Source organism: Pseudomonas sp. GW822-FHT07A10, assembly GCF_058798795.1.
This window is the reverse complement of the sequence record NZ_JBXAKV010000002.1, coordinates 587,533-614,171: the sequence shown is the minus strand read 5'-3', so window position 1 is coordinate 614,171 and position 26,639 is coordinate 587,533. Positions and strand designations below refer to the sequence as shown.

General features: G+C 60.2%; 22 protein-coding genes. 7 read left to right on the top strand and 15 right to left on the bottom strand.

Going from position 1 to position 26,639, the window contains the following annotated elements; genetic code table 11:
- Positions 1-78: 78 nt before the first annotated feature.
- Complete coding sequence (locus AC1RL4_RS06275) at positions 79-597, bottom strand: glycine cleavage system transcriptional repressor (protein WP_493119295.1); 519 nt, start codon at positions 595-597, stop codon at positions 79-81.
- 581 nt (positions 598-1,178) lie between these two features.
- Here AC1RL4_RS06275 and AC1RL4_RS06270 point away from each other — a divergent pair.
- Positions 1,179-3,356: a malate synthase G gene (locus tag AC1RL4_RS06270; RefSeq protein WP_230175412.1), complete on the top strand. Its 2,178-nt coding sequence runs from the start codon at positions 1,179-1,181 to the stop codon at positions 3,354-3,356.
- 261 nt (positions 3,357-3,617) lie between these two features.
- On the opposite strand, the gene AC1RL4_RS06265 is transcribed toward AC1RL4_RS06270, so the two are convergent.
- Complete coding sequence (locus AC1RL4_RS06265; protein WP_019580699.1) at positions 3,618-4,064, bottom strand: response regulator; 447 nt, start codon at positions 4,062-4,064, stop codon at positions 3,618-3,620.
- A gap of 265 nt (positions 4,065-4,329) precedes the next feature.
- Between AC1RL4_RS06265 and AC1RL4_RS06260 the strand changes: the two genes are divergently transcribed.
- The 3 genes from AC1RL4_RS06260 to AC1RL4_RS06250 all read left to right on the top strand — a co-directional run bounded on the left by AC1RL4_RS06260 (position 4,330) and on the right by AC1RL4_RS06250 (position 7,765).
- A complete protein-coding gene (locus tag AC1RL4_RS06260) occupies positions 4,330-6,270 on the top strand; it encodes a putative nucleotidyltransferase substrate binding domain-containing protein (protein ID WP_230175413.1) in 1,941 nt (646 codons plus the stop codon).
- Positions 6,267-6,974: a 3'-5' exonuclease gene (locus tag AC1RL4_RS06255; protein WP_413697357.1), complete on the top strand. Its 708-nt coding sequence runs from the start codon at positions 6,267-6,269 to the stop codon at positions 6,972-6,974. The genes AC1RL4_RS06260 and AC1RL4_RS06255 overlap by 4 nt, the downstream gene beginning before the upstream one ends.
- A gap of 161 nt (positions 6,975-7,135) precedes the next feature.
- Complete coding sequence (locus AC1RL4_RS06250; protein WP_018928807.1) at positions 7,136-7,765, top strand: glutathione S-transferase; 630 nt, start codon at positions 7,136-7,138, stop codon at positions 7,763-7,765.
- Between the two features lie 234 nt (positions 7,766-7,999).
- Here AC1RL4_RS06250 and creD read toward each other — a convergent pair whose 3' ends face one another.
- The 4 genes from creD to rloA2 form a co-directional block, all read right to left on the bottom strand.
- On the bottom strand, positions 8,000-9,370 hold the full coding sequence (gene creD, locus AC1RL4_RS06245) for a cell envelope integrity protein CreD (RefSeq protein WP_019580697.1): 1,371 nt from the start codon (positions 9,368-9,370) through the stop codon (positions 8,000-8,002).
- A gap of 119 nt (positions 9,371-9,489) precedes the next feature.
- A complete protein-coding gene (gene creC / locus AC1RL4_RS06240) occupies positions 9,490-10,917 on the bottom strand; it encodes a two-component system sensor histidine kinase CreC (RefSeq protein ID WP_230175554.1) in 1,428 nt (475 codons plus the stop codon).
- A complete protein-coding gene (creB, locus tag AC1RL4_RS06235) occupies positions 10,917-11,597 on the bottom strand; it encodes a two-component system response regulator CreB (RefSeq protein WP_096479449.1) in 681 nt (226 codons plus the stop codon). Before creB ends, creC begins: the two co-directional genes overlap by 1 nt.
- Positions 11,598-11,656: 59 nt before the next feature.
- Positions 11,657-12,163 (bottom strand): retropepsin-like aspartic peptidase RloA2, encoded by a 507-nt coding sequence (gene rloA2 / locus AC1RL4_RS06230; protein ID WP_019580694.1) that lies wholly within the window; start codon positions 12,161-12,163, stop codon positions 11,657-11,659.
- A gap of 220 nt (positions 12,164-12,383) precedes the next feature.
- On the opposite strand from rloA2, the gene yihG reads away from it, so the two are divergent.
- The gene (gene yihG / locus AC1RL4_RS06225) at positions 12,384-13,268 is read left to right on the top strand and encodes a 1-acylglycerol-3-phosphate O-acyltransferase, YihG family (protein WP_028939046.1); all 885 of its coding nucleotides are present in this window, start codon (positions 12,384-12,386) and stop codon (positions 13,266-13,268) included.
- A gap of 1 nt (position 13,269) precedes the next feature.
- Here yihG and AC1RL4_RS06220 read toward each other — a convergent pair whose 3' ends face one another.
- The 9 genes from AC1RL4_RS06220 to AC1RL4_RS06180 all read right to left on the bottom strand — a co-directional run bounded on the left by AC1RL4_RS06220 (position 13,270) and on the right by AC1RL4_RS06180 (position 24,238).
- Complete coding sequence (locus tag AC1RL4_RS06220) at positions 13,270-13,884, bottom strand: DUF2780 domain-containing protein (protein ID WP_230175553.1); 615 nt, start codon at positions 13,882-13,884, stop codon at positions 13,270-13,272.
- A 350-nt stretch (positions 13,885-14,234) separates the two neighbouring features.
- Positions 14,235-15,434 (bottom strand): formaldehyde dehydrogenase, glutathione-independent, encoded by a 1,200-nt coding sequence (fdhA, locus tag AC1RL4_RS06215; protein ID WP_019580688.1) that lies wholly within the window; start codon positions 15,432-15,434, stop codon positions 14,235-14,237.
- Positions 15,435-15,572: 138 nt separating this feature from the next.
- Positions 15,573-16,430, bottom strand: coding sequence for a formyltetrahydrofolate deformylase (gene purU, locus AC1RL4_RS06210; RefSeq protein WP_018928799.1), 858 nt, complete (start codon positions 16,428-16,430; stop codon positions 15,573-15,575).
- A gap of 198 nt (positions 16,431-16,628) precedes the next feature.
- A complete protein-coding gene (locus AC1RL4_RS06205; RefSeq protein ID WP_019580687.1) occupies positions 16,629-17,261 on the bottom strand; it encodes a sarcosine oxidase subunit gamma in 633 nt (210 codons plus the stop codon).
- A gap of 58 nt (positions 17,262-17,319) precedes the next feature.
- Positions 17,320-20,337 carry a sarcosine oxidase subunit alpha gene (locus tag AC1RL4_RS06200; RefSeq protein WP_018928797.1) on the bottom strand — a complete coding sequence of 1,006 codons (3,018 nt, stop codon included), beginning with the start codon at positions 20,335-20,337 and terminating at the stop codon, positions 17,320-17,322.
- Positions 20,334-20,663 (bottom strand): sarcosine oxidase subunit delta, encoded by a 330-nt coding sequence (locus tag AC1RL4_RS06195; RefSeq protein ID WP_007907563.1) that lies wholly within the window; start codon positions 20,661-20,663, stop codon positions 20,334-20,336. The genes AC1RL4_RS06200 and AC1RL4_RS06195 overlap by 4 nt, the downstream gene beginning before the upstream one ends.
- 14 nt (positions 20,664-20,677) lie before the next feature.
- Positions 20,678-21,928, bottom strand: a complete 1,251-nt coding sequence (locus AC1RL4_RS06190; RefSeq protein WP_007936415.1) for a sarcosine oxidase subunit beta — start codon at positions 21,926-21,928, stop codon at positions 20,678-20,680.
- A 23-nt stretch (positions 21,929-21,951) separates the two neighbouring features.
- The gene (gene glyA / locus AC1RL4_RS06185; protein ID WP_019580686.1) at positions 21,952-23,205 is read right to left on the bottom strand and encodes a serine hydroxymethyltransferase; all 1,254 of its coding nucleotides are present in this window, start codon (positions 23,203-23,205) and stop codon (positions 21,952-21,954) included.
- 316 nt (positions 23,206-23,521) lie between these two features.
- Positions 23,522-24,238, bottom strand: a complete 717-nt coding sequence (locus AC1RL4_RS06180) for a TraX family protein (RefSeq protein WP_230175552.1) — start codon at positions 24,236-24,238, stop codon at positions 23,522-23,524.
- Between the two features lie 127 nt (positions 24,239-24,365).
- Here AC1RL4_RS06180 and AC1RL4_RS06175 point away from each other — a divergent pair, with 127 nt between their 5' ends.
- Both AC1RL4_RS06175 and AC1RL4_RS06170 read left to right on the top strand, forming a co-directional pair.
- A complete protein-coding gene (locus tag AC1RL4_RS06175; protein WP_018928794.1) occupies positions 24,366-25,406 on the top strand; it encodes a threonine aldolase family protein in 1,041 nt (346 codons plus the stop codon).
- Positions 25,407-25,703: 297 nt separating this feature from the next.
- The gene (locus AC1RL4_RS06170; RefSeq protein ID WP_019580684.1) at positions 25,704-26,528 is read left to right on the top strand and encodes an SDR family oxidoreductase; all 825 of its coding nucleotides are present in this window, start codon (positions 25,704-25,706) and stop codon (positions 26,526-26,528) included.
- Positions 26,529-26,639: the final 111 nt, after the last annotated feature.

Genomic DNA, 26,639 nt, shown 5'->3' with positions numbered 1-26,639 from the left:
GCCCCGGCCGGCGTGGGCTGGCGGGGTGTCTCTACAGGTTATCCACAGGCAGGTGCACGTATAACTTGGATAACCTGCTCAAGGTTCGCTGCGCAGCACCAATTCGACCATCAAATCGTCCGCCAGGGTTTCCAGGCGCGATTGCAGCACCTCTAAAGACAACGTCAGGGGCACCGCAAGAATTGCCTCGGCATGGAACAGTGGCTCGCTGCTCATCGGCGCCGGACGCACTTCGGTCACCAGCCGCTCCAGGCTCACCCCTTGCTCACTCAACAGACGCGTAATGTCCCGCACAATGCCCGGACGATCATTGCCCATCAGTTCCATGGCAATCGGCTTCCAGGTGCAGGATTGTTCGATGCTGCTTTCGGCGATCATCACGCGGATGCCCTGGGTCGACAGTCCCTGTAGGGCGTCTACCAGTTCATCGTAGGCTTCGGCCGGTACGCCTACCCGAAGAATCCCGGCGAACTGCCCGGCCATGCGCGACATGCGGCTCTCCAGCCAGTTGCCGCCATGCTCGGCAATGCATTGGGCAATGCGCTCGACCTGCCCGGGCTTGTCCGGGGCAAATACCGTGAGTACGAGATGGTCCATGGCGCAGCCCTCTAGTCATGACTTTTGTTATGGAAAGGCAAGTATAGGCAAGGCGCTGGTTGTGGCGAGGGGGCTTGCCCCCGTTGGGTCGCGAAGTGGCCCCTTGAGTTTCTCCAGCGTATTCGCATCAGGCGATCTACGACTGCTTCGCAGCCGAACGGGGGCAAGCCCCCTAGCCACAAAAGCCCCATCTCCATAGCAGGGCATCGAAGATTATGTGTACAAGTTTTTATATTTAACTGGAACAATCCAATAGTTTTTTGAGAACATCCCGTTCCCCGACATGACTGCAATGCGTCATGGGGTCGCAGAACGACGTAATTAGTCTAATTTTCACAACCGCAATTCATCATGTAGTATGCCGCAGCGCGCACTACATAACGTTGGATCGATGTCTGCCGCAGGCACACTCGCAACCCTGAAAGCCCCGTCAGCAAGGCCGCAATGCCGTTGATCGGAACGAACCCAGCCGCCAGCAATGGCATGTACTGGTAGAAGGGTTTGTGGTTTAAATGGCCAGAGGCTTCATTGTTAAATTGAAGAGCTGAAAAGCGAAATAGCTGAGCAGAGTGAGGCAAGCAATGACTGAACACGTTCAAGTCGGTGGCCTGCAGGTCGCCAAAGTCCTGTTCGACTTCGTGAACAACGAAGCCATTCCCGGTACCGGCCTCACCGCCGACACGTTCTGGGCCGGTGCTGACAAGGTCATCCATGACCTGGCACCGAAGAACAAAGCCCTACTCGCCAAACGCGATGATTTCCAGGCTCGCATTGATGCCTGGCACCAGGCTCGTGCAGGTGTTGCGCACGATGCGGTGGCCTACAAAGCCTTCCTGCAAGACATCGGTTATCTGCTGCCAGAAGCGGCCGATTTCCAGGCAACGACACAAAACGTCGATGACGAAATCGCCCGCATGGCCGGCCCACAGTTGGTGGTGCCGGTAATGAACGCCCGTTTCGCGCTCAACGCCTCGAACGCCCGCTGGGGTTCGCTGTATGACGCGCTCTACGGCACCGACGCCATCAGCGAAGCGGATGGCGCGGAAAAGGGCAAAGGCTACAACAAGGTACGTGGCGACAAGGTTATTGCCTTCGCCCGCGCTTTCCTCGACGAAGCCGCGCCATTGGCTGCCGGCTCCCACGTCGACTCCACCGGCTACAAAATCGTAGACGGCAAACTGGTGGTCGCCCTCAAAGGTGGCAGCAACACCGGCCTGCACAACGATGCTCAACTGATCGGGTTCCACGGCGATGCAGCGGCTCCGACCGCGATCCTGCTGAAGAACAACGGCCTGCACTTCGAAATCCAGATCGACGCCAGCACCCCGGTCGGCCAGACCGACGCGGCCGGTGTCAAAGACATCCTGATGGAAGCCGCGCTGACCACCATCATGGACTGCGAAGACTCGGTCGCCGCAGTCGATGCCGATGACAAAGTGGTGATCTACCGCAACTGGCTCGGCCTGATGAAGGGCGACCTGTCGGAAGAAGTCTCCAAGGGCGGTCAGACCTTTACCCGCACCATGAACGCCGACCGCACCTACACCGCTCTCGATGGCAGCGAACTGAGCCTGCACGGTCGCTCGCTGTTGTTTGTGCGCAACGTCGGTCACCTGATGACCATTGACGCGATCCTCGACAAAGACGGCAACGAAGTGCCGGAAGGCATTCTCGACGGTCTGGTGACTTGCCTCGCGGCGATCCACAGCCTCAATGGCAACAGCTTGCGCAAGAACAGCCGTACCGGATCGGTCTACATCGTGAAGCCGAAGATGCACGGCCCGGAAGAAGCCGCGTTCACCAACGAGCTGTTCGGTCGCATCGAAGACGTCCTCGGCCTGCCGCGCAATACGCTGAAAGTCGGGATCATGGACGAGGAGCGCCGTACCACGGTCAACCTCAAGGCCTGCATCAAGGCTGCCAGCGAGCGCGTAGTGTTCATCAACACCGGTTTCCTCGACCGCACGGGCGATGAAATCCACACCTCCATGGAAGCCGGCCCGATGGTGCGCAAGGCCGACATGAAGGCCGAGAAGTGGATCAGTGCCTACGAGAACTGGAACGTCGATATTGGCTTGAGCACCGGCCTGCAAGGTCGTGCCCAAATCGGTAAAGGCATGTGGGCCATGCCGGACCTGATGGCAGCGATGCTGGAACAGAAAATCGCTCACCCATTGGCCGGTGCCAACACCGCCTGGGTTCCATCGCCGACCGCTGCTGCGCTGCACGCGCTGCATTACCACAAGGTCGACGTGTTCGCCCGTCAGGCCGAACTGGCCAAACGTGCGCGTGCTTCGGTGGACGACATCCTGACTATCCCGCTGGCTGTGAATCCGAGCTGGACTGCGGAACAGATCAAGAACGAACTGGACAACAACGCCCAGGGCATTCTCGGTTACGTGGTGCGCTGGATCGACCAGGGCGTAGGTTGCTCGAAAGTGCCGGACATCAACGACGTCGGCCTGATGGAAGACCGTGCGACGCTGCGTATTTCCAGCCAGCACATCGCCAACTGGCTGCGCCACGGCATCGTTACCGAAGCGCAAGTGATGGAAAGCCTCAAGCGCATGGCGCCGGTGGTTGACCGTCAAAACGCCAACGACCCGCTGTACCGCCCGCTGGCACCCAACTTCGACAGCAACATCGCCTTCCAGGCGGCGGTCGAGTTGGTGGTCGAAGGCACTAAACAGCCGAACGGCTACACCGAGCCGGTTCTGCACCGTCGTCGTCGCGAGTTCAAAGCTGCCAATGGCCTTTGAGTAAACGCTGAAGCCGGACGTAAAAAAGCCCTGATCGAGAGATCAGGGCTTTTTCATTTACGCTGTCTAGTCCTGAAATAGGTTCACACCTGTTTCAGGACTAGACATGCAATTCCTGTGGTGAGGGGGCTTGCCCCCGTTGGGTTGCGAAGCAGCCCCATACATTCTTTCGTACACCGCATCGGCAGAATCTACGACTGCTGCGCAGCCGAACGGGGGCAAGCCCCCTCGCCACAAAAGCTGCCAACCTGGAAGTCCGCGCTACACATCCATCCCCAGCTCATGCTTGACCAATTCAAGCAATTTTTCGCTATCGATGGGCTTGAGCAAAAAGTCCACGACGTGCAAATGCATGGCTTCGATCGCATCCTTCACGTCGGCATCGCCGGAAACGATGATGATCGGCAACGCCGCGCGTGGCGACTCCCGCACCAGGCGGATCAGTTCCAGGCCGTCGACGTGGCCCATCCGCAGGTCGGTAATCACCAGACCGATCGATGGCTTCTCTTCCAGCATTTTGAGCGCCGTTTCGCCACTGGCCGCCGTCATGCAGTGAATGCCATCGAGCCCCAGAATTTCCGACAGCAATTCGCGGGCATCCTTATCGTCATCGACGATCAGCACCCGCTGCGGCGGCAAGTCTGGTTCCAGCATGACGGCGCTGAGCGCTTCGCGCTCGGCATCACTCAAAATATCGTGGTCGGACATGGCGTTCTCAACGTTTTCGATGCGATCCCTGACACAGGGTGTCAGACATCGCTCAGCAGACTTCAATGTGCACTTCGTCGGAATCTTTTCCAATAGACAATGTAGGAGGTTTTTCCCACCGTTGTGTCAGACATTTCCCATATTCCGGCCGCTGCACTGCCTACCTAGACTTACGTCCAATGGGCACCCTGCCCGCAGGGGTCGACCATGCCTGGAACGATCTGAAACAACGATCCGACACAACAATCAGAAAAAGACTGCGGTAATGGTTATGAGTAAAGCGGACGCCTTCACCCAGGCAGGGAAAACCGCGGTGTTGCAGAACATCCAGGGCACTTTGCAATTCCTGCAGCGCTTCCCCCCCTTCAATCAGATGGAAAACGCTCACCTGGCCTATCTGGTGGAGCAATGCCAGCTGCGTTTTTATGCCCCCGGCGAGAGCATCATCAAACCCGCCGATGGCCCGATCGAGCATTTCTACATCGTCAAACAGGGCCGGGTCGTGGGGGAGCGCCCGCACACGGCCAAGGGCGGCACCGAAACCACTTTCGAAATCACCACCGGCGAGTGCTTTCCCCTTGCCGCGCTGCTGGGCGAACGTGCAACCCGCACCGAACATCTGGCGGCCGAAGATACCTTTTGCCTACAGCTGAATAAGCTCGCGTTCATCAAACTGTTCGCACTGTCCAATCCGTTCCGTGACTTTGCCCTACGTGGTGTCAGCAGCTTGCTGGACCAGGTCAATCAGCAAGTCCAGCAAAAAGCCGTGGAAACCCTCGGCACCCAGTATTCGCTCAATACCCGGCTGGGCGAATTGGCCATGCGTCACCCAGTTACCTGCAGCCCGATCACACCCCTGCGTGAAGCGGTGACGCTGATGCACGATCAGCAAGTCGGCAGCATTGTGGTGGTCGATGAACAAAAGGCGCCGCTGGGCATTTTCACCCTGCGCGACTTGCGGCATGTGGTGGCCAACGGCACCAGTGATTTCAATGAATCCATCGAGCGGCACATGACCCCGGCACCGTTTTACCTGACGCCGGACCACAGTGCCTTCGACGCAGCGATCGCCATGACCGAGCGACACATCGCCCACGTCTGCCTGGTCAAGGACCAGCGCCTGTGCGGCGTAGTTTCGGAGCGCGACCTGTTTTCCCTGCAAAGGGTCGATCTGGTGCACCTGGCGCGGACCATTCGCAGTGCCCAACGGGTAGAGAACCTGGTGGCGATCCGCGGCGAGATTGGCCAATTGGTCGAGCGGATGCTGGCCCACGGCGCGTCCTCGACGCAGATCACCCATATCATCACCCTGCTCAACGACCATACCGTGTGCCGGGTGATCGAACTGGCCTTGGCGGAGAAAGGTGACCCCGGCGTGCCGTTCAGTTGGCTTTGCTTCGGCAGCGAAGGCCGCCGCGAGCAGACGCTGCACACCGATCAGGACAACGGCATTCTGTTCGAAGCTCGCGATGCGGCCCACGCCGCCGAGATTCGCGGCAAGTTGCTGCCCATCGCCCAGCAGGTCAATCAGAGCCTCGCACTGTGCGGCTTTACCTTGTGCAAAGGCAACATCATGGCCGGCAACCCCGAGCTGTGTTTGTCCCGGATCGAGTGGGCACGACGCTTTGCAGCGTTTATCCGCGAGGCGACACAGGAAAACCTGCTGGGGTCGAGTATCTATTTCGATCTGCGCGTGGTCTGGGGGGATGAGCGAGGCTGTGAGCAACTGCGCCGGGGCATTCTCGATCAGGTCGGCGACAACCGGTTGTTCCAGCGCATGATGGCCGAGAACGCCCTGCGCAACCGTCCGCCCGTAGGGCGTTTCCGAGAATTCGTCCTGGCGCGCAAGAATGGCGAGAAAGCCACCCTCGACCTGAAACTCCAGGGCCTGACTCCATTCGTCGACGGCGCGCGAGTGCTGGCCCTGGCCCACGGCATCGATGCCAACAACACCCTGGAGCGCTTTCGCCAATTGGTGGAAAAAGAGGTCATCGATCAGCTGGACGGCGCGGCCTATGAAGAGGCGTACCACTTCATCCAGCAAACCCGCATGCAGCAACATCAGCTACAGACCCGGGAGAACTTGCCCTACTCCAACCGAGTCGATCCCGACAGCCTCAATCATCTGGACCGACGCATCCTGCGTGAATCCCTGCGCCAGGCCCAGCGCCTGCAAAGCAGCCTGACCCTGCGGTATCAGTTATGAGCCTGTTTTCATGGCTGCGCCCGGCCAGTCCCGTTTTGTCCGGTGAACTGCAACAACGTCTGGAGCGCTTGCCGACCGTGGCCGAGCTGAGTGACTGCAGCCTGCGCGAGCAACGCTGGGTGGTGCTCGACCTGGAAACCACTGGACTGAATCTGAACAAGGATCGGCTGCTGTCCATCGGAGCCGTGGTGATCGAGGATGGGGCGATCGACTTCAGCCAGCAGTTCGAGCGCACGCTGCAATGCACCGAACTCAAACTCGGCCCCAGCGTGTTGATTCATGGGCTGGGCCCGAGCGCCATTGCCGCGGGCAGCGACCCGGCGCAAGCCTTGCTCGAGTTCATGGAGTTTGTCGGCGACAGTCCGGTGTTGGCCTTTCATGCGCCGTTCGACCAGCACATGCTCGGGCGTGCACTGAAAGAGCATCTGGGTTACAAGTTGCAGCATCCGTTTCTGGACGTGGCGGACATCGCCCCGCTGCTTTGTCCCCAGGCGCACTTTCGCGAGGCGGGGCTGGACGAGTGGATCGACTGGTTCAAGCTGGAGGTCTTCGAGCGGCATAACGCCAGCGCCGATGCCTTGGCGACGGCGGAGCTGATGCTGATTTTGTTCAGCCGGGCGCGGCAGCAACAGATTCATAGCCCGTTGAACCTGCAGCAGCGGCTGAGTCAGTGGAAGCGGCGGCGGCAAGCGCCTTCTTTCTGAATCTGCGGTGGCTGTGCTGATGCCTTCGCGGGCAAGCCTCGCTCCTACAGGCTTTGTGTCGCTTGCGACATCGGCGAACGGTACAAAACCTGTGGAAACGAGCTTGAGCTCAGGCACTAAAGCGCTATGCTCCCGACTCTGCCCATGATCGAGATGCCGACATGTCCGCCCCCAGCATGACCTTGTTCCACAACCCCGCCTCGCCCTTTGTTCGCAAAGTCATGGTGCTGTTGCACGAGACCGGTCAAACGAACCGCGTGGCGCTGCAAGCCTGCCAGCTCACGCCGGTCAGCCCGGATCAGGCTCTCAACAAAGACAACCCGCTGGGCAAGATTCCGGCGCTGCGCCTGGCCGACGGCAATGTGTTGTACGACAGCCGGGTGATCCTCGATTACCTCGATCACCAGCACGTCGGCAATCCGCTGATTCCTCGTGAAGGCTCGGCGCGCTGGCGGCGCTTGACCTTGGCTTCTCTGGCAGACGGGATCATGGATGCCGCCGTGATGATTCGCTATGAAGTGGCCCTGCGCTCACCGGAGAAACATTGGGACGCATGGCTCGACGGTCAGCGCGACAAGATTCGTCGCGCCCTGGCGCTGTTGGAGGCCGATGCGATTGCCGAGCTGACCAGCCATTTCGATGTGGCAGCGATCAGTGTGGCCTGCGCCTTGGGTTATCTGGATTTGCGCCATCCGGATCTGGAATGGCGCAAGGAAAATCCAAAGTTGGCCGAGTGGTATTTCGAAGTGAGTCAGCGGCCTTCGATGATCGCGACGATGCCCAAGGCTTAAATCTTCGCTGGCTGTACCGGCCTATTCGCGGGCAAGTCGGATCGCCGCACCGCTCGCTCAGGTTGAAGTGATCCGTAGGAGCGAGGCTTGCCCGCGAACGAACCACTGGAGATCTGTTGTGGGAACGAGCCTGCTCGCGTTGGCGCCACACCGGACCCAACGGAAACAACCCGGCAATCCGCGTCGCCAACACCTCACCCACACGCTGATCCTCGCGCAACCCCAACCACCGGCTCATTCCACGGCACCTATATCAAAGTCCAAGGGCTTCGCGGCTTTCTGCCCGATCCGGTACCAGTCCAGCTTGCGGGTCAGCACCATGAACACGCCCAGCAGCCCGAACAACAGCAGCGAGCCCATCAACAGCGCGTAATCCTCGGCACTCAACAAGCCGTAAAGCAGCCCGTATAACGCCGCCAACCCCGCCGAAAAGCTCAAACCGTGACGCACGCTGCGCAGCACATGACAGACATAAAAACCGATCAACGCCACACAGCTACTCGCCGACAGCAGATACGCCAGGGCAAAGCCGATGTGTTCGGACAGCGACAACAGCAACAGGTAGAAGAACGCCAGCGCTACACCCACCAAGGCGTACTGCACCGGGTGCACCGCCAGGCTTTTCAGCACTTCGAACAGGAAGAAACCGGCGAAGGTCAGGACGATGAACAGCAATGCGTATTTGATTGCCCGGTCGCTTTTCAGGTACTGGTCCACCGGGTCGATGAAACTCACGCCGAAACTACGACCGCTGAACGCCTCGCAATGACCGCCCGACACGCAACTGTTCAACGCTTCTTGCAGGTTGGTGGAGAAAAACGAGGTCTGCCAGTTGGCAGTGAAGCCCTGATCGGTGATTTCCCGCTGGGCCGGCAGGTAATTGCCGATGAAGCTGGGGTGAGGCCAATTGGCCGCCAGTGAAACCTTGCTGGTCTTGCCCACCGGCAGAACTTGTAACTGGCCGGTGCCTTGCAGACGCAAGTCGAAACCGAAGGCCAGCTCCGTGGCCTGTTGGGTGTCCAGTACCGGCAACGTCACATGCACACCCTCGCCCAGCCAGCCCACCTGGCTACCCGGTACAAAATCCAGCTTCTGGCCATTGAGTTCGAGTTTCAGCGCATTCTCGATGCCGCGAATGTCGCTGATGCCGACAGCGAGGAACGGTTGATCGAAGCGGTAATCGGCGAAGTCCTCCTTGATGCCCAGTTGTGCCGGAACCGAAAAATGCCCGCTGATGCGGTTATCGGCATGGAACAGTCGCGCCTCGTAGATACCCCGGGCGCGCAGCTCCGTCTGGACCTGGCCGTCGAGTTCGAAACGCTCCGGCAAGAAATACAAACGCCCGCGCTCCTCGCCGACATCCTGATAACGCTGGTTGGTTTTTTCGTTGGTTTTCCAGGTGCGCACCGTTTTGCGATAGGGCACCACCATCAGCGGGCCGCTCAATTGCTGGCTGTAACTGGAACTGCGGGCGATGTCTTCGAGCACACCGTCACGCAGTTGCTGGCGCTCCTGGATCACGCCGTTGATCATCAGTAGCGGGATCAGCAGCAACAGAATCAGCAGGGCAATTGCCCCGAGTTTTAGGGTCAGGCTTCGGTTCATGGGACTCTCCCTGTTTGGATGGGGAAAGTCTGGATTGGGTATGTGGGGGTTTTGTGGGAAGAATGTGGAGAGTGTGTGGAATTTGCGCTCGGCGCAGGAGCTGCCGAAGGCTGCGATCTTCAGCGGCTTGAAGGCAACCGCAAACGCACTTGAACACCGCCGTCGACGTTGCCGATACTCATCACACCACCATGCAACTTGACCACTTCCTCAACGAAGTTGAGCCCCAAACCGGTGCTCTTGCGTCCACTGTCCGGACGCGGCAGTGAGTAGAAGCGCTCGCTCAAGCGTGGCAACGCATAGTCGGGAATCGCTTCGGCCTGGTTGAACAGCCTGAACTCGATCTGCTCACCGACTCGCTCGGCACACAATCGCAGCACGCCATGCGCCTGGGTGAAGTCCAAGGCATTCTCCAGCAGATTGCCCAGCGCCTGGCGCAATAGGAACTGCTCGCCAAGCAGATTCAGATCCGCTGCAATTTGCCGTTCCACACGCAATTGCTTGCCTTCGATTCGTGCAGCCTGCGCGTTCAACAGTTCTTCCACCAAACCCGCCAACGGCACCGCCACCCGCTCCTCCAACCCTTGGCGTTGCTCAACCTGCGCCAGGTTCAACAGTCGCTCGATTAACTGTTGCATGCGCGCACTTTCGCTGTCGATGTTACTGACGAAGCGCTGCTGTTGGGCCGGCGGCATTTCGCCTTGCAGCAGCTCCGCCGCGCCACGAATCGCCGCCAGCGGGCTTTTCAATTCATGGGTCAGGGTGTGCACATAACGCTCGACGTAGGCTTTGCCTTCGAGCTGGGTGCGCATGTGCTCCAGTGCCGTGGCCAGTTGCTCCAGCTCGCCGCCGCGGTAATGCGGCACCTCCACCCGGCGGCCTTCACTGACGGCCTGGGCATAGGCCGTCAACCGCCGCAGCGCCGCGCTCAGCCACCAGGACAACAGCGCACCGAACAACAAACCGAGGCCAATCAATCCGGCGCCATACGTCAGCAATCGCCGTTCGGTGCGATCGACGTAAGGCTGCAGTGAGCTGTTGGGTTTGGCCACGGTCACCACGCCGATGATCTGGCCATTGTCGCGAATCGGTGCCCCGACGTGCATCACCGACGAGTTCGAATCATCGGGGTTGCTGCGCGTCGAACGCGCGCCGTACTCGCCACGCAGGGTCAGGTAGACGTCGTTCCAGCGCGAGTAGTCCTGGCCCACCGCAATCCCGCTGGAGTCCAGCACCACAATGCCCTTGGCATCGGTGACGTAAATGCGGTGGTTGACCTGATTCTTCGACAGGCCCCAGATTTTCGCCTTCGGTTGCCGCTCGCCATAAGCCTTGAGCAACTCGGGCCAGCGGTTCTGGCTGAGGGTGCCGGCCTTGAAGTCGTCGCGCAGGATCTCGGCCATCAGGTTGGCGGTGTCCACCAGGGTTTCTTCGGTGGACTGGCGCACACCGGGGCGGATTTCTTCCATCACCGTGTTGAGCACGAAGTAGCCGGTCAGGCCGATGAACAGCACGTAAACCAGAAAAATCCGGATCCCCAGTGACATCAGCTGTGCCCCGGGCTGTAGCTGTAGCCGAGGCCGCGATGAGTCTGGATCGGCTCGGCGTCGGCCTTCACCAGGCGCAACTTGGCGCGCACGCTCTTGATGTGGCTGTCGATGCTGCGCTCGTAACCGGCATCGGCGGCCACCCCCAGCGCATCGAGCAATTGCTCGCGGCTGAAGACTCGCTCCGGTTGTTCCAGCAGGCATTGCAGCAAACGAAACTCATGGCGAGTCAGGCTCAGCGGCTGGTTGCGATAGCTGATCTGCACCCGTTCGCCGTCGATGCGAAACAGCGCTGACGCCACCTCCGCCACCGGTCGTGGCGCCATGCGCTTGAGAATCGCCCGGACCCGCGCCGCCACTTCCCGAGGGCTGAACGGCTTGACCACGTAGTCGTCGGCGCCGATTTCCAGGCCCACCACGCGGTCGATCTCGGCGTCACGGGCACTGAGGAAAATCACCGGCACATCACTGAAACGCCGCAACTGCTTGCAGGTCTCGAAGCCGCTGATATCCGGCAGGCCGATATCGAGAATGATCAGGTCGGCCGGGGTGGCGCGCTGATGTTCGAGCGCCGCCGCGCCAAGGCTCAACCAGGTGGTGGTAAAGCCCTCGCCCTGCAAGGCGAAAATCAGGGTGTCGGCAATCGCCGCTTCGTCTTCGACAATCAGGATATGAGGCATGGCGTCCGAGCCCGCTGGTTAAGTGGGCGAACGTTGCCCCAAGGCTGATTCGCCGTCAATCAGCAGTCGGGTTTGTCGGCTGTAAAGCGACGCGCCGGGTTCACTGCCGCGCCAAACTCACGCAGGGCTTTGGCGCCGATCAGCAACGGGTAGTTAAAGCTGCTGCGGTCGGTGAGGTTGACCTCGACGGTGCGCTTGACGTTGCCCAGGCACAGTTCCAGATCGACCACCGGACGCTTGGTCACTTCGCTCACGACCTTGTCTTCATCTTCTTCATCGGCACGGTTCTTGATCTTGCTGATCCGCGCGACCTTATGTTCATAGACCTTGTTGCTCGCGCCTTTGGTGGCGAGGCGAAAGCGCACCCACTCGTCGCCGTCGCGGGTGAAGGTTTCGATGTCTTTGGCCGACAGCGACGCGGTCAGGGCGCCGGTGTCCATTTTGGCCTTGAGGACTTCACCGCCGATTTCCGGCAGCGCGATGTATTCGTAACGCCCGTACAGGGTCGGCTCGGCGGCCAGGACCGGCAGGGCCACGAGGGTAAGCAGTGCAAGGAGAGATTTCACGTAAGGGCTTCCTTGAGGGATGTGGACGCATGGCCGAATTCTAGACCGCAAAAAACAACGATAGTTGGACCACGTCCCACTTTTGTGGCCCTCGCCACAATGGCAATAGCGATACGCTGAGAGCATACCGTTGCCAAGGTGAAACATTCGTCACCACCGATTTGGCCTGCCAACCGAAGCTGCTTATCATGGCGCGCCCACACGCTTTCAAGAGTTATCTATGCGCCGCCTGCTCACCGGCTGTTTCGTTACCCTGCTGCTATTGCTCAACACGCTGGTCCTGTTCGGGCCTTTGATGGTGTTCGCGCTGCTCAAACTGCTCCTGCCCGGGCGCTTTCGCGATTACGCCTCGTGGGCGGTGATGTGGATTGCCGAAACCTGGGCGGAGATCGACAAGCTGATCTTTCGCCTGTGCATTCCCACCCAATGGGACATTCGCGGCGGCGATGAGCTGCGCGGCGACACCTCGTATCTGGTGATCGGTAACCATCAGTCCTGGGTCGATATCCCGGCGCTGATCCAGGCACTGAACCGGCGCACGCCGTTCTTCAAGTTCTTCCTCAAGAAAGAACTGATCTGGGTGCCGTTCCTGGGCCTGGCGTGGTGGGCGTTGGACTATCCGTTCATGAAGCGCTACAGCAAGGCGTTCCTGGAGAAGCACCCGGAGCTGGCCGGCAAGGACCTGGAGATCACCAAACAAGCTTGCGAGTTGTACAAGCGCCAGCCGGTGACCGTGGTCAACTACCTGGAAGGCACCCGCTACACCGCGGCGAAAAGCGCCCAGCAGCAGTCACCGTTCACCCACCTGCTCAAGCCCAAGGCGGGCGGCGTGGCGTTTGTGCTGGCGGCGATGGGTGAACAGCTGGACGCCATTCTCGATGTGACGGTGGTGTATCCGCAGCAGAAGATTCCGGGGTTCTGGGATTTGCTCAGTGGCAACGTGCCCAAGGTGATCATCGACATCCACACCCGCGAATTGGACCCGGCACTGTGGCAAGGCGATTACGAAAACGATCCGGAGTTTCGCGAAACAATCCAGAACTGGGTCAACCAGCTCTGGATTGAGAAGGATCGGCGCATCCAGGCACTACGCGATGAGGGCTGACTCAGCTACCGGCGCCGGTACCCCAGATCCCGCCGAGGTTTTGCAACAGCGAACCGGCAACGCCTTGCTGACCGAGGTATTGCAGGATCACCGGGGCAAACACGCCGACCATCCCGGTGTCCATGCCCAAAGCGCTGAAGGCGTTGTTCAGGTCCTTGGTGTCCTTGACGTTACCCAGCAAGCCATTGAGCAACGCATTCTTGTCCGAACCGGCACCGAGCACCCCACCCAAGCCAGTCAGGCCACTGATCGCGCTGTTGCCGGCGATCTGAGCGAGGCCCGGCACGTTTTTGCTCAGTTCGGAGAAGTCCTGGCCGCTGAGCTGATTCCGCGCCAGCCCCAGCATCGCACCGGCGCCACCGATGGCCTGTTCCGGGGTGATATCGAGCTGCGAGCCCAGGGTATTGAGCAAACCGGCCGCCTTGGGCGCCGCCGCCACGATGCCATCGACATCATCGGCCTCGACACCCTCGACATCCTCGTCGTCCTGCATCGATGACACCGCCTTGACCGCATCGCTGAGGCTTAACTGTGCAAAGGCCGGGCTGGCGGCCAGCGTCGTCAACGAAGCGACAGCCATGAGCGATGCCAATGCAAAACCGCGTGAAACGTTCATCCAGACATCCTCTTGTGCCATGAAAAACCGCTCGATAACGGGAGCGACAAAACTGCCGATTGGACCGGATGTACGCCAGCATGTTCCTCGTTTGCGTGGGCATTTTTCCCCAGGTGGCGTCTATAAAACGTGCCTCCTGGGACGCAACCGATGAACGGTATGACCGAACCGGCTGCGTCTGAGTTCTGGACAATGAGGTCAACTGGAAAGCGACGTCTACGGCATGGAGCAAATCAGATTACCGTTCGAGGTCCATTGGTGATTGCTCATTTTCTCTGAGCAATTACGTGCCACTCGCCATAAAAAAGGGCGACATCACTGTCGCCCTTTTTTCCGTCTTGCTCCAGGCCTTACGCCGCACTAAACAACTTGTGCGGATCAATCACAAACTTCTTCGGCACGCCCGCATCGAACTCGCCGTAACCCCGTGGCGCGTCATCCAGGCTGATGACTTCCACGCCGACGATGTCGGCAATCTTGATGCGGTCCCACATGATCGCCTGCATCAGTTGGCGGTTGTACTTCATCACTGGCGTCTGGCCGGTGTGGAAGCTGTGGGATTTGGCCCAGCCCAGGCCGAAGCGGATGCTCAGGCTGCCCATTTTCGCGGCAGCGTCCACTGCACCCGGATCTTCGGTGACGTACAGGCCAGGAATACCGATTTTGCCAGCGACGCGAACCACGCCCATCAGCGAGTTGAGTACGGTGGCCGGAGCCTCGTGCTTCACGCCGGCATGGCCGTGACCGCGAGCTTCGAAGCCTACGGCATCGACGGCGCAGTCCACTTCTGGTTCGCCCAACAGTGCAGCGATTTGTTCGTGCAGTGGGGTGTCTGTCGACAGGTCGGCGATTTCGAAACCCTGAGCCTTGGCATGGGCCAGGCGGATCGGGTTGACGTCACCGATGATCACCACCGCAGCACCCAGCAGGCGAGCGGAAGCGGCAGCTGCCAGGCCAACCGGGCCGGCGCCGGCGACGTACACGGTGCTGCCAGGGCCAACGCCGGCAGTCACTGCGCCGTGGTAACCGGTAGGCAGGATGTCGGAGAGACAGGTCAGGTCACGGATTTTTTCCATGGCCCGGTCGCGATCTGGAAGTTTCAGCAGGTTGAAGTCGGCATACGGCACAAACGCGTATTCGGCCTGGCCACCGGTCCAGTCACCCATGTCGACATAACCATAGGCACCGCCCGGACGCGCCGGGTTAACGCTCAGGCAGACGCCAGTATGTTGCTCTTTGCACGAACGGCAACGGCCACAGGCAACGTTGAAAGGTACCGACACCAAGTCGCCGATCTGCAGGTTCTCGACACCGCTGCCCTTCTCGATCACTTCACCGGTGATCTCGTGGCCCAGCACCAGACCGGTCTGAGCGGTGGTGCGACCGCGCACCATGTGCTGATCGGAACCACAGATGTTGGTGGAAACTACGCGCAGGATGACACCGTGTTCGATCTTCCTGCCACGCGGGTCCTGCATTTTGGGATAGTCGATTTTCTGTACTTCGACCTTGCCTGCGCCGAGATACACCACACCACGATTACCAGACATGCTTTCACCTCGCTGTTGTTTTTATGTAGCGGTCGCGTCGCCAGGAAGCGGCGGCGCGTTGATTGCTCGGTAAATCAAAAGATCGCAGACTTCGGCAGCGTCTACAGAGACAGGCGATCTTTTCAGGCAGTAAAAACGCTAGAGAACAACTGTCCTGTTAGCGTTAAGGAACACGCGTCTTTCAATGTGATAACCCACGGCCCGCGCCAACGTCAGCCCTTCGATATCCCGCCCCTTGGCGATCAAGTCTTCGGGATAGTGGCTGTGATCAACGGCTTCCACGCCTTGGGCGATGATCGGACCTTCATCCAGATCGTTGTTGATGTAATGCGCCGTGGCGCCGACCAGTTTCACGCCTTTGTTGTAGGCTTGGTGATACGGCTTGGCGCCCTTGAAGCCCGGCAGCAGCGAGTGGTGAATGTTGATCGCCTTGCCATCGAGTTTGCGGCACAGCTCTGGCGACAGAACCTGCATGTAGCGGGCAAGGATCACCAGCTCGGCGCCGGCCTCTTCGATCACCTGCCAGACCTGGCGCTCTTGCGATGGTTTGTCGTTGGGGTCCAGCGGAAAGTGGTAGTACGGAATCTGGTGCCAGTCGGCCAACGGCTTGAGGTCCGGGTGGTTGGAGACCACCGCGACCACGTCCATCGACAACTGGCCGATGCGCTGGCGGTAGAGCAAGTCGTTGAGGCAGTGATCGGCCTTGGAGACCATGATCACCACTTTTGGCCGGTAGTTCGGTGGGGTCAGCTCGAAGACCATCCCGAAGGCGGCACCACGCTCCGCCAGACCTGCGCGGAAGGCTTGTTCGTCGAAAGCGTCGGGTTGCCGAAACTCCACGCGGATGAAGAAACGGCCTGAGAGCCGGTCATCAAAGGAGTGGTGCTCGGTGACGTAGCAGCCCTGCTCGAACAGAAAGCGGGTCACCGCATCCACGGTGCCGAGGACGCTTGGGCAGTCGGCGGTCAGAATCCATGTGTCTGGGGCGCGGCTCATAGTGCGGTGACTCCTGCTGCTACATCTGTGATCAGAGAGAACTCTGTGGCGAGGGGGCTTGCCCCCGTTCGGCTGCGAAGCAGTCGTAAAACCAATCAATACGGTTTAACTGATGGGCTTTGGGGCCGCTTCGCAGCCCAACGGGGGCAAGCCCCCTCGCCACAAAAACCCCCTCGCCACAGGTGGGAACGATCAATCTCAAGCTTGGACGCTAAGCCCGTACTCAGCAGCCGCATCCTGCAACCACAACCACCAGTAATCCGAGAAGCTGCGGCGAATCAGCAGTTCCCAGGTGTCTTCGGCGGTATGGCGGATCATCAGTTGCGACTTGGCGAACACCGTGCCAACAGCCTTGCCCACCGGGAAGTTGTTGGGGTGCACGTCGTAGCTGGTGGACTTCATCAGCACCTGACGCACGTTCGGGCCGCTGAGTTCGAGGATCTGCTGGCCACCGCTGACGTTGACGATCTGAATGTGCAGGTCGCCCAGCGCTTCACGGAGTTTTTTCTCGGCGGCGAATTCTTCACCAGTCGGCACGATCAGCAGCCATTCATCCGGCCCCATCCATTGCAGGCTGGTTTCGCCTTTGATGATCACGGTCAGCGCACCTGGCAATTCGATGCCAAGGGCCTTGTGCACACCAGCGGCGAACGCGGCGTCGTGGCCATCGCCACGGATGGTCAGGTGACCGAGGAGTTTTTTCTCACGCACGATCACGCCGGCGTTCTTGCGACCCTTGCCCACCAGGCTGGCGAGGTCGGCATGATGCAGCGACGACTCGGCCTTGGCCCCGGTGGTTGGGCGTTGTTGGTAAACATTGGCTGCGGTCATAAAGCACCTGTTCCTGAATTCTTTGTCGCCCCCCGCGCCTGGCGCGGGGGGTGATCGATTACACGTTCTGGCGATCGCCTTTCGGATCGAAGAACACCGAAGAAACGATTTCCGCCTCGATCACGCTGCCGTCGGCCAGCGGTGCGAACACCCGCTCACCCATGCGCTTCAAGCCGCCTTTCACCACGCCCATGGCAAACGAATAGCCCAGGGAGTTGTGCAAGTAACTGGAAGTCACGTGACCCACCATGGTCATCGGAATCGCTTGCTTGGTGTTGAACACCAGTTGCGCACCTTCCGGCAGCCATTTGGTCGGATCGATCGGCTTCAGGCCAACCAGCTGTTTGCGCTGATCACGCACACAGTCTTCGCGGTTCATGCCACGCCAGCCGATCCACGAGAACGGTTTGGTGCGACCGACACACCAGCCCATGTTCAGGTCGTCCGGGGTCATCGAGCTGTCAGTATCCTGACCGACGATGATGAAGCCCTTCTCGGCCCGCAGTACGTGCATGGTTTCAGTGCCATATGGCGTCAGGTTGTACTTCTTGCCAGCATCAACAATTTTTTCCAGCACGCCCATCGCATAGTCGGCCTGCACGTTGACTTCGTACGACAGCTCACCGGTAAACGAAATCCGGAAAATCCGCGCCGGCACGCCACCGACCAGGGCTTCTTTCCAGGTCATGAACGGGAAGGCTTCGTTGCTCAGGTCGGCGTCGGTGACTTCGCTGAGCAGCTTGCGGCTGTTCGGCCCGGACAGGGTCATGGTTGCCCAGTGATCCGTCACGGAAGTGAAGTACACCTTCAGGTCTGGCCATTCGGTCTGGTGGTAGATTTCCAGCCATTGCAGCACGCGCGCAGCGCCGCCGGTGGTGGTGGTCATCACGAAATGGTTGTCGGCCAGGCATGCAGTCACGCCGTCGTCGAACACCATGCCGTCTTCTTTACACATCAGGCCGTAGCGCGCCTTGCCCACGTCGAGCTTGGTCCAGGCGTTGGTGTAGATACGGTTGAGGAACTCGCGGGAGTCCGGGCCCTGGATGTCGATCTTGCCCAGGGTCGAAGCGTCCAGCAGGCCGACGCTGTCGCGCACGGCTTTGCATTCGCGTTTTACGGCGGCATGCAGGTCTTCACCGTTTTTCGGGAAGTACCAAGGACGTTTCCACTGACCGACGTCTTCGAACTCGGCGCCATTCTTCACGTGCCAGTGATGCAGCGCGGTGAAGCGAACCGGCTCGAAGATGTGCCCACAGTGACGACCGGCCACGGCGCCGAAAGTCACCGGCGTGTAGTTCGGACGGAACATGGTGGTGCCCATCTGCGGGATGGTCACGTTCAGCGAACGGGCGGCAATGGCCAGGCCGTTGACGTTGCCGAGCTTGCCCTGATCGGTGCCGAAGCCCAGTGCGGTGTAGCGCTTGACGTGCTCGACCGACTCGAAGCCTTCACGGGTCGCCAGTTCGATGGCGGCCGCGGTGACGTCGTTCTGCAGGTCGACGAATTGCTTCGGCGCACGGGCAGTGGCTTTTTCGTGAGGCACCTGGAACAGCGCCAGCGTCGGCTCTTCGAGTCGGCTCAGGGCTTTGGGCAGTACGCCTTCGACCTTGCCGAAACCGGCTTCGCTGGCAGCGCGAGCACCGCCTTCAAAACCATCGGCCAACGAATCGCCGAGGCTGTAGACGCCGTTGATGCCACCGACGCATACGCGTTTCTGCGGTGCTTCGCCCGGTACGAAACCGAGGATGTCTTCACGCCAGATAGGCTTGCCACCCAGGTGCGAAGCCAGGTGAACCACTGGGCTATAACCGCCGGAACTGGCGACCAGGTCGCAATCGAGCCATTCGCCCGGGCTGGTCACGGTGTGTGCTTTTACATCAATCGCGGCAACGCGAGCAGCGGTCACGTGCTTGCTGCCACGGGCCTCGATCACGGCGCTGCCGGTCAGGATGCGAATGCCTTTGGCGCGCGCTTCTTCCACCAGCGCACCGCGAGGGTTGCTGCGGGCGTCGGCGATGGCCACCACTTGCAGGCTGGCGTCGAGCCAGTCCAGGGCAACGCGGTAGGCGTGGTCGTTGTTGGTCGACAGCACCAGTTTCTTGCCCGGTGCCACGCCATAGCGACGTACATAAGTCGACACAGCGCCGGCGAGCATGTTGCCCGGCACGTCGTTGTTGCCATAAACCAGTGGACGCTCGTGAGCACCGGTCGCCAGCACCACGCGCTTGGCGCGAACCCGGTGGATACGCTGACGCACCTGGCCGATCGGGGCGCGGTCGCCGAGGTGATCGGTGAGGCGCTCGTGAATAGTCAGGAAGTTATGGTCGTGGTAACCGTTGACCGTGGCGCGCGGCAACAGCAGCACGTCAGGGGTGTTTTTCAGCTCGGCGATGACGCTGGCAACCCACTCGGTGGCAGGCTTGCCATCGAGGCTTTCGCGGGAGTCGAGCAGGCTACCGCCGAACTCTTCCTGTTCATCGGCCAGGATCACACGGGCGCCGCTGCGGGCAGCCGCCAGTGCAGCCGCCAGACCCGCAGGGCCAGCGCCGACGATCAGCACGTCGCAGTGCTGGTTCATGTAGTCGTAGGTGTCCGGATCGTTCTCGGTCGGCGAACGGCCAAGACCGGCGGCCTTACGAATGTACTTCTCGTAAGTCATCCAGAACGATTGCGGGTACATGAAGGTTTTGTAGTAGAAGCCCGGTGGCATCAGCTTGCCGCCGACCTTGCCGAGAATCCCCATCATGTCGTTGTTCACGCTTGGCCAGCCGTTGGTGCTGGTGGCGACCAGGCCTTGATACAGCGCCTGTTGCGTGGCGCGTACGTTCGGGATCTGCGTGGCTTCGGTCGCACCGATCTGCAGCACGGCGTTCGGCTCTTCGGCACCGGCGGCGAAGATGCCGCGTGGGCGCGAGTACTTGAAGCTGCGGCCGACGATGTCGACACCGTTGGCCAGCAAGGCTGCGGCCAGGGAGTCGCCTTCAAAGCCTTTGTAGACCTGGCCGTTGAAGGTGAAGCTCAGCACTTTGTTGCGGTCGATGCGTCCGCCGTTGGACAGGCGATTGATCTGGCTCATACCTTCTCTCCCAGAGCCGTGGCGGCCGCTTTCGGGCTGTCGGTCTTGTCAGTGAACTGCGGCTTGGTGCCGATCTTGTAGGTTTCGAGAATCTCGTAGGTCACGGTGTCACGGGTCACGTTGAAATACTGACGGCAACCGGCGACGTGATCCCACAGTTCGTGGTGCAGACCGCGAGGGTTATCGCGGAAGAACATGTAGTCGCCCCACTCCTCGTCGGTGCAGCTGTTCGGATCCAGTGGACGCGGGATGTGCGCCTGGCCGGATGCATGGAATTCCTCTTCGGAGCGCAGTTCGCCACAGTGAGGACAGAAGATATGTAACATAGGGATTTCTCCTGTTAGTGGGCGACTGCTGCAGCGCCGTGTTCGTCGATCAACGCACCGCTATGGAAGCGGTCGATGGAGAAAGGTGCAGCCAATGGGTGCATTTCACCCTTGGCCAGGCTTGCGGCAAACACGTTGCCCGAGCCAGGTGTAGCCTTGAAGCCACCGGTGCCCCAACCGCAGTTGAAGAACATGTTCGGTACCGGAGTCTTCGAGATGATCGGGCACGCATCCGGCGTGGTGTCGACGATGCCGCCCCACTGACGGTTCATGCGTACGCGCGACAGCACCGGGAACATCTCGACGATGGCCTGGATGGTGTGCTCGATCACCGGGTACGAACCACGCTGGCCGTAGCCGTTGTAGCCGTCGATACCGGCGCCGATCACCAGGTCGCCCTTGTCGGACTGGCTGATGTAACCGTGTACGGCGTTGGACATGATCACGCTGTCGATAATCGGCTTGATCGGCTCGGACACCAGCGCTTGCAGCGGGTGCGATTCGATCGGCAGGCGGAAACCGGCGAGTTTGGCCATGTGCCCGGAGTTACCGGCAGTCACCACGCCGACGCGCTTGGCGCCGATGAAGCCCTTGTTGGTTTCAACACCGATGCACACACCGTTTTCCTTACGGAAACCGATCACTTCGGTCTGCTGGATCAGGTCCACGCCCAAGGCGTCGGCGGCACGGGCAAAGCCCCACGCCACGGCATCGTGACGGGCCACGCCGCCGCGACGCTGAACGGTTGCGCCCATCACCGGGTAGCGGGTGTTCTTGGAGCAGTCGAGGTACGGGATCTCGTCTGCCACTTGCTTGGCATCAAGCAGTTCGCCGTCCACGCCGTTGAGGCGGTTGGCGCTGACCCGACGCTCGGAATCACGAATGTCCTGCAGGGTGTGGCACAGGTTGTAGACGCCACGCTGGGAGAACATCACGTTGTAGTTCAGGTCCTGGGACAGGCCTTCCCACAATTTCATCGCGTGTTCGTACAGGTGCGCCGACTCGTCCCACAGGTAGTTGGAACGCACGATGGTGGTGTTGCGCGCGGTGTTACCGCCGCCCAGCCAGCCTTTCTCGACCACGGCCACGTTGGTGATGCCGTGCTCCTTGGCCAGGTAGTAGGCGGTCGCCAGACCATGCCCGCCACCGCCGACGATGACTACGTCGTAGACCTTTTTCGGGGTCGGCGTACGCCACATGCGCTGCCAGTTTTCATGGTGGCTGAGGGAGTGTTTGAAGAGGCCGAAGCCCGAATAGCGTTGCATAGTCATTTACTCCAAAACCGCGCTCAGCGATAAACCGGGAAGTCCGCGCACAGGGCTGCCACATGCTTGGCGACATTGGCCTCGACATCGGCGTCGCCGAGGTTGTCGAGGATGTCGCAGATCCAGCCGGCCAGTTCCGTGCACTGGGCGACCTTGAAGCCGCGAGTGGTCACCGCCGGGGTGCCGATACGCAGGCCGGAGGTCACGAACGGCGACTGTGGATCGTTCGGGACAGCGTTCTTGTTCACGGTGATGTGGGCGCGACCGAGTGCTGCGTCCGCCTCTTTACCGGTGAGGCCCTGACGGATCAGGCTGACCAGGAACAGGTGGTTATCGGTACCGCCGGACACTACATCGTAGCCGCGTTTGATAAATACGCCGGCCATTGCCTTGGCGTTGTCGATCACTTGTTGCTGGTAGGCCTTGAAGCCAGGCTCCAGTGCTTCCTTGAAGCACACTGCTTTACCGGCGATGACGTGCATCAGCGGGCCGCCCTGGGCACCAGGGAACACCGCGGCGTTGAGCTTCTTCTCGATTTCTTCGTTAGCCTTGGCCAGGATCAGGCCACCACGTGGACCGCGCAGGGTCTTGTGGGTGGTGGTGGTCACCACGTCAGCGTATGGCAGCGGGTTCGGGTACAGGCCAGCGGCGACCAGACCGGCAACGTGAGCCATGTCGACGAACAGCAGGGCACCGACCTTGTCAGCGATCTGGCGGAAACGCGGGAAATCGAGGGTCTTGGAGTAGGCCGAGAAACCGGCGACGATCATCTTCGGCTTGCATTCGACGGCCAGACGCTCGACTTCGTCGTAGTCGATCAGGCCGGTTTTGGTGTCGATGCCGTACTGCACAGCGTTGTACAGCTTGCCCGACGACGACACTTTGGCACCGTGGGTCAGGTGACCGCCGTGGGCCAGGCTCATGCCCAGAATGGTGTCGCCAGCTTGCAGCAGGGCCAGGTAAACGGCGCTGTTGGCCGAAGAACCGGAGTGCGGCTGCACGTTGGCGTAATCGGCACCGAACAATTGCTTGGCGCGTTCGATGGCCAGGGCTTCAACCTTGTCGACGTGCTCGCAGCCACCGTAGTAGCGCTTGCCCGGATAGCCTTCGGCGTATTTGTTGGTCAGGCCACTGCCTTGCGCTTCCATCACGCGCTTGCTGGTGTAGTTCTCTGACGCGATCAGCTCGATGTGATCTTCCTGGCGTTGCTCCTCGGCATTCATCGCCGCCAGCAGTGCATCGTCGTAACCCTGGATCTGGTCTTGCTTGCTGAACATCGCGTCTCTCCCAGCGGCATCTATGCGCCATTCGTCTCGGTAAGGCACTGGCGTTACGGCAGTGCCCTTTGGATGCGATGGTATGACCGGCGCAGACAGGTCAAATGCCTATGGACGCCACGCAAAGGTGCGTTTACGACATGGACCGAGAAGGCTGAGCCAGGAAGGCTCTTGTGGCGAGGGGGCTTGCCCCCGTTCGACTGCGCAGCAGTCGCAAAATCAACAAACGGGGTTTGCCTGATAAACCACGCTCTGAGGGTTTAGGGCCGCTTCGCAGCCCAACGGGGGCAAGCCCCCTCGCCACAGGGGACGGGCGTCAGGCGATGAGTTGGCGCAAGGCCAGAAGCGCGAGGAAATGCCCGGGATAGAGCGCGTAGGCCCAGCGGCGCATCGGCGGTGGCTGGATGCCTTGGGCATGTCGCAATAACAGCAGCCCCAACAATGGCGCAATCAGACAAGCGGCAATGCCGAAAATCGCCGCACCGCTGCCGAACCAAGCTGCGGAGTACAGCACCTGCCATTGATTGGCCGCCAGGCACACCAACCCCGGCAACAGGCTGAAATACCAGGGCCGCTGGATCACCAGCAACATCGCCAGCGGCAACAGTACGCCGAAGAAACCGAACATCAGTCGCTGCGGAAACATTGCCGCCAGCACCAAGGCAACGACCGCCAACAGACGCGACTGAACTGGCCCGTGCTGCCAGCCACGGGCCACCAACAACCCCAGGGCCAGCGTGGGCAACACGTTTAAGGTGTCGGGATCGGGGATGTACATCCGGTAGGGAATTTCGCTCAGGGCACTAAACAGCAACAACCAACCGAGGTAGCGCCACTGGCCATCGGTCGTCACTGTATGGACACGCGCCAGGTTCGCCGCCATCGCCAGACAGAACCATGGGAACGCCAATCTGCCCGGCACATACAGCAGATCGAGGGAATAACCGACATATCGCAGGTGATCGAGCACCATGCTCAACAGCGCCAGCCACTTGAGCAGATCCAGTGCACCGTCCCTCTGCGTCATGTGCATAATTGCCCAAGGCGTTTGTATTTTTCTGACAGACTCATCCCGTGTGCTCCCCGGACGATCTTCGGTAAAGTGCACATCATCATTGACCAACGAAGCGCCACAAGCGCCTCGATCACGGAAGCCGGCCATGACCGACAAGAGCCAACAATTCGCCAGCGACAACTATTCCGGTATCTGCCCTGAAGCCTGGGCTGCCATGGAACAGGCCAACCACGGACACCAGCGCGCTTATGGCGACGATGAGTGGACCGCACGCGCCGCGGATCAATTCCGCAAACTGTTCGAAACCGACTGCGAAGTGTTCTTCGCCTTCAACGGCACCGCGGCCAACTCGTTGGCCCTGTCGTCGCTGTGCCAGAGTTACCACAGCGTGATCTGCTCGGAAACCGCCCACGTCGAAACCGACGAATGCGGCGCTCCGGAGTTTTTCTCCAACGGTTCCAAGCTGCTCATCGCCCGCACCGAAAACGGCAAGCTGACGCCGGAATCGATCCGCGAAATTGCCCTCAAGCGCCAGGACATCCACTACCCGAAACCACGCGTCGTGACCCTGACCCAGGCCACTGAAGTCGGCAGCGTGTACACCCCGGAAGAAATCCGCGCCATCAGCGTCACCTGTAAAGAACTGGGCTTGAACCTGCACATGGACGGTGCCCGTTTCTCCAACGCCTGCGCTTATCTGGGTTGCTCGCCAGCCGACCTGACCTGGAAGGCCGGCGTCGACGTACTGTGCTTTGGCGGTACGAAAAACGGCATGGCGGTGGGCGAAGCGATTCTGTTCTTCAACCACAAACTGGCCGAAGACTTCGACTACCGCTGCAAGCAGGCCGGGCAACTGGCGTCGAAGATGCGCTTCCTCTCGGCCCCCTGGGTCGGGATTCTTGAAAACGACGCCTGGCTCAAATACGCCCGCCACGCCAACCACTGTGCGCAGTTGCTGGCCGAACTGGTGAGCGACATTCCTGGCGTCGAGCTGATGTTCCCGGTGCAGGCCAACGGTGTGTTCCTGCAACTGTCGGAGCCGGCCATTGCCGCGCTGACCGCCAAGGGCTGGCGCTTCTACACCTTCATCGGCAACGGCGGCGCGCGGTTCATGTGCTCGTGGGACACCGAAGAAGAACGCGTGCGGGAACTGGCAGCGGATATTCGGCACGTGATGACAGCCTGACACCCCACCAACTTTTGTGGCGAGGGAGCTTGCTCCCGCTCGGCTGCGCAGCAGTCGTAAAACCAGCCAACGCGGTCCACCTGACAGACCGCATGCTCAGGCTTTGGGGCTGCTTCGCAACCCAACGGGAGCAAGCTCCCTCGCCACAGGTTCTGCGCTCGACCTCAGCTATTTGATTGGCAAGAGATCTTATGGCTAGGGGGCTTACCCCCCCTTGCCACAGTCCCGCACGAGTTGGTCTACATTGACTGCGAGCCATTTCGATCCGCTCGGATCACGCCAATCGGGAGCGTCCGCATGTCATTACAAGGCAAAACCCTGTTCATCACCGGCGCCAGTCGCGGGATCGGGCGTGAGATTGCACTGCGGGCCGCGCGGGACGGGGCCAACATCGTGATTGCCGCGAAAAGCGCCGCCCCTCATCCCAAACTGCCTGGCACTATTTTCAGCGTGGCGGCGGAAGTCGAAGCCGCGGGCGGCAAGGCGCTGGCCCTGGAGGTGGATGTGCGCGATGAAGCCATCGTGCGCCAGGCCCTGGCTGACGCCAATGAGCATTTCGGCGGCATCGACGCGCTGGTCAACAATGCAGGAGCGATCAAGCTGACCGGTGTGCAACACATCGAACTCAAGCGCTTCGACCTGATGCACCAGATCAACACTCGCGCCGTACTGCTGTGCAGCCAGGCCGCCCTGCCCTATCTGAAAAAATCCAGCGGCCACATCCTCAACCTGTCACCGCCGCTGAACCTGGCCACCAAATGGTTCGCCCAGTACAGCCCCTACACAGTGACCAAATACGGCATGAGCATGTTGACCCTGGGCATGAGTGAGGAATTTGCCGCCTATGACATCAGCGTCAACTCCCTGTGGCCGCAGACCATGATCGCCACGGCTGCCATCGAATTTCAGCTGGGGTCGCGCGAATCCTTCAAGCATGCCCGCACACCGGCGATCATGGCGGATGCCGCCCACATCATTCTCGACAGCAGCGGTCGCAGCATTACCGGTCGGTTGCTGATTGATGAAGAGATTTTGCGCGAACACGGAACGACTGAGTTTTCCCACTATCGCTACGAACCGGACAGCAACGCTACGTTGATACCGGATCTGTTCGTAGATTGAGTTTTCAACGCCAATTTTAAAACGGCGTAAATCTGTCGATCCAACGGTCGGACTTCTTGCGCCGCTTCACTTAAATAAAGCTCTTGTTGAAAGTTAAAAATTTTCAGCGCA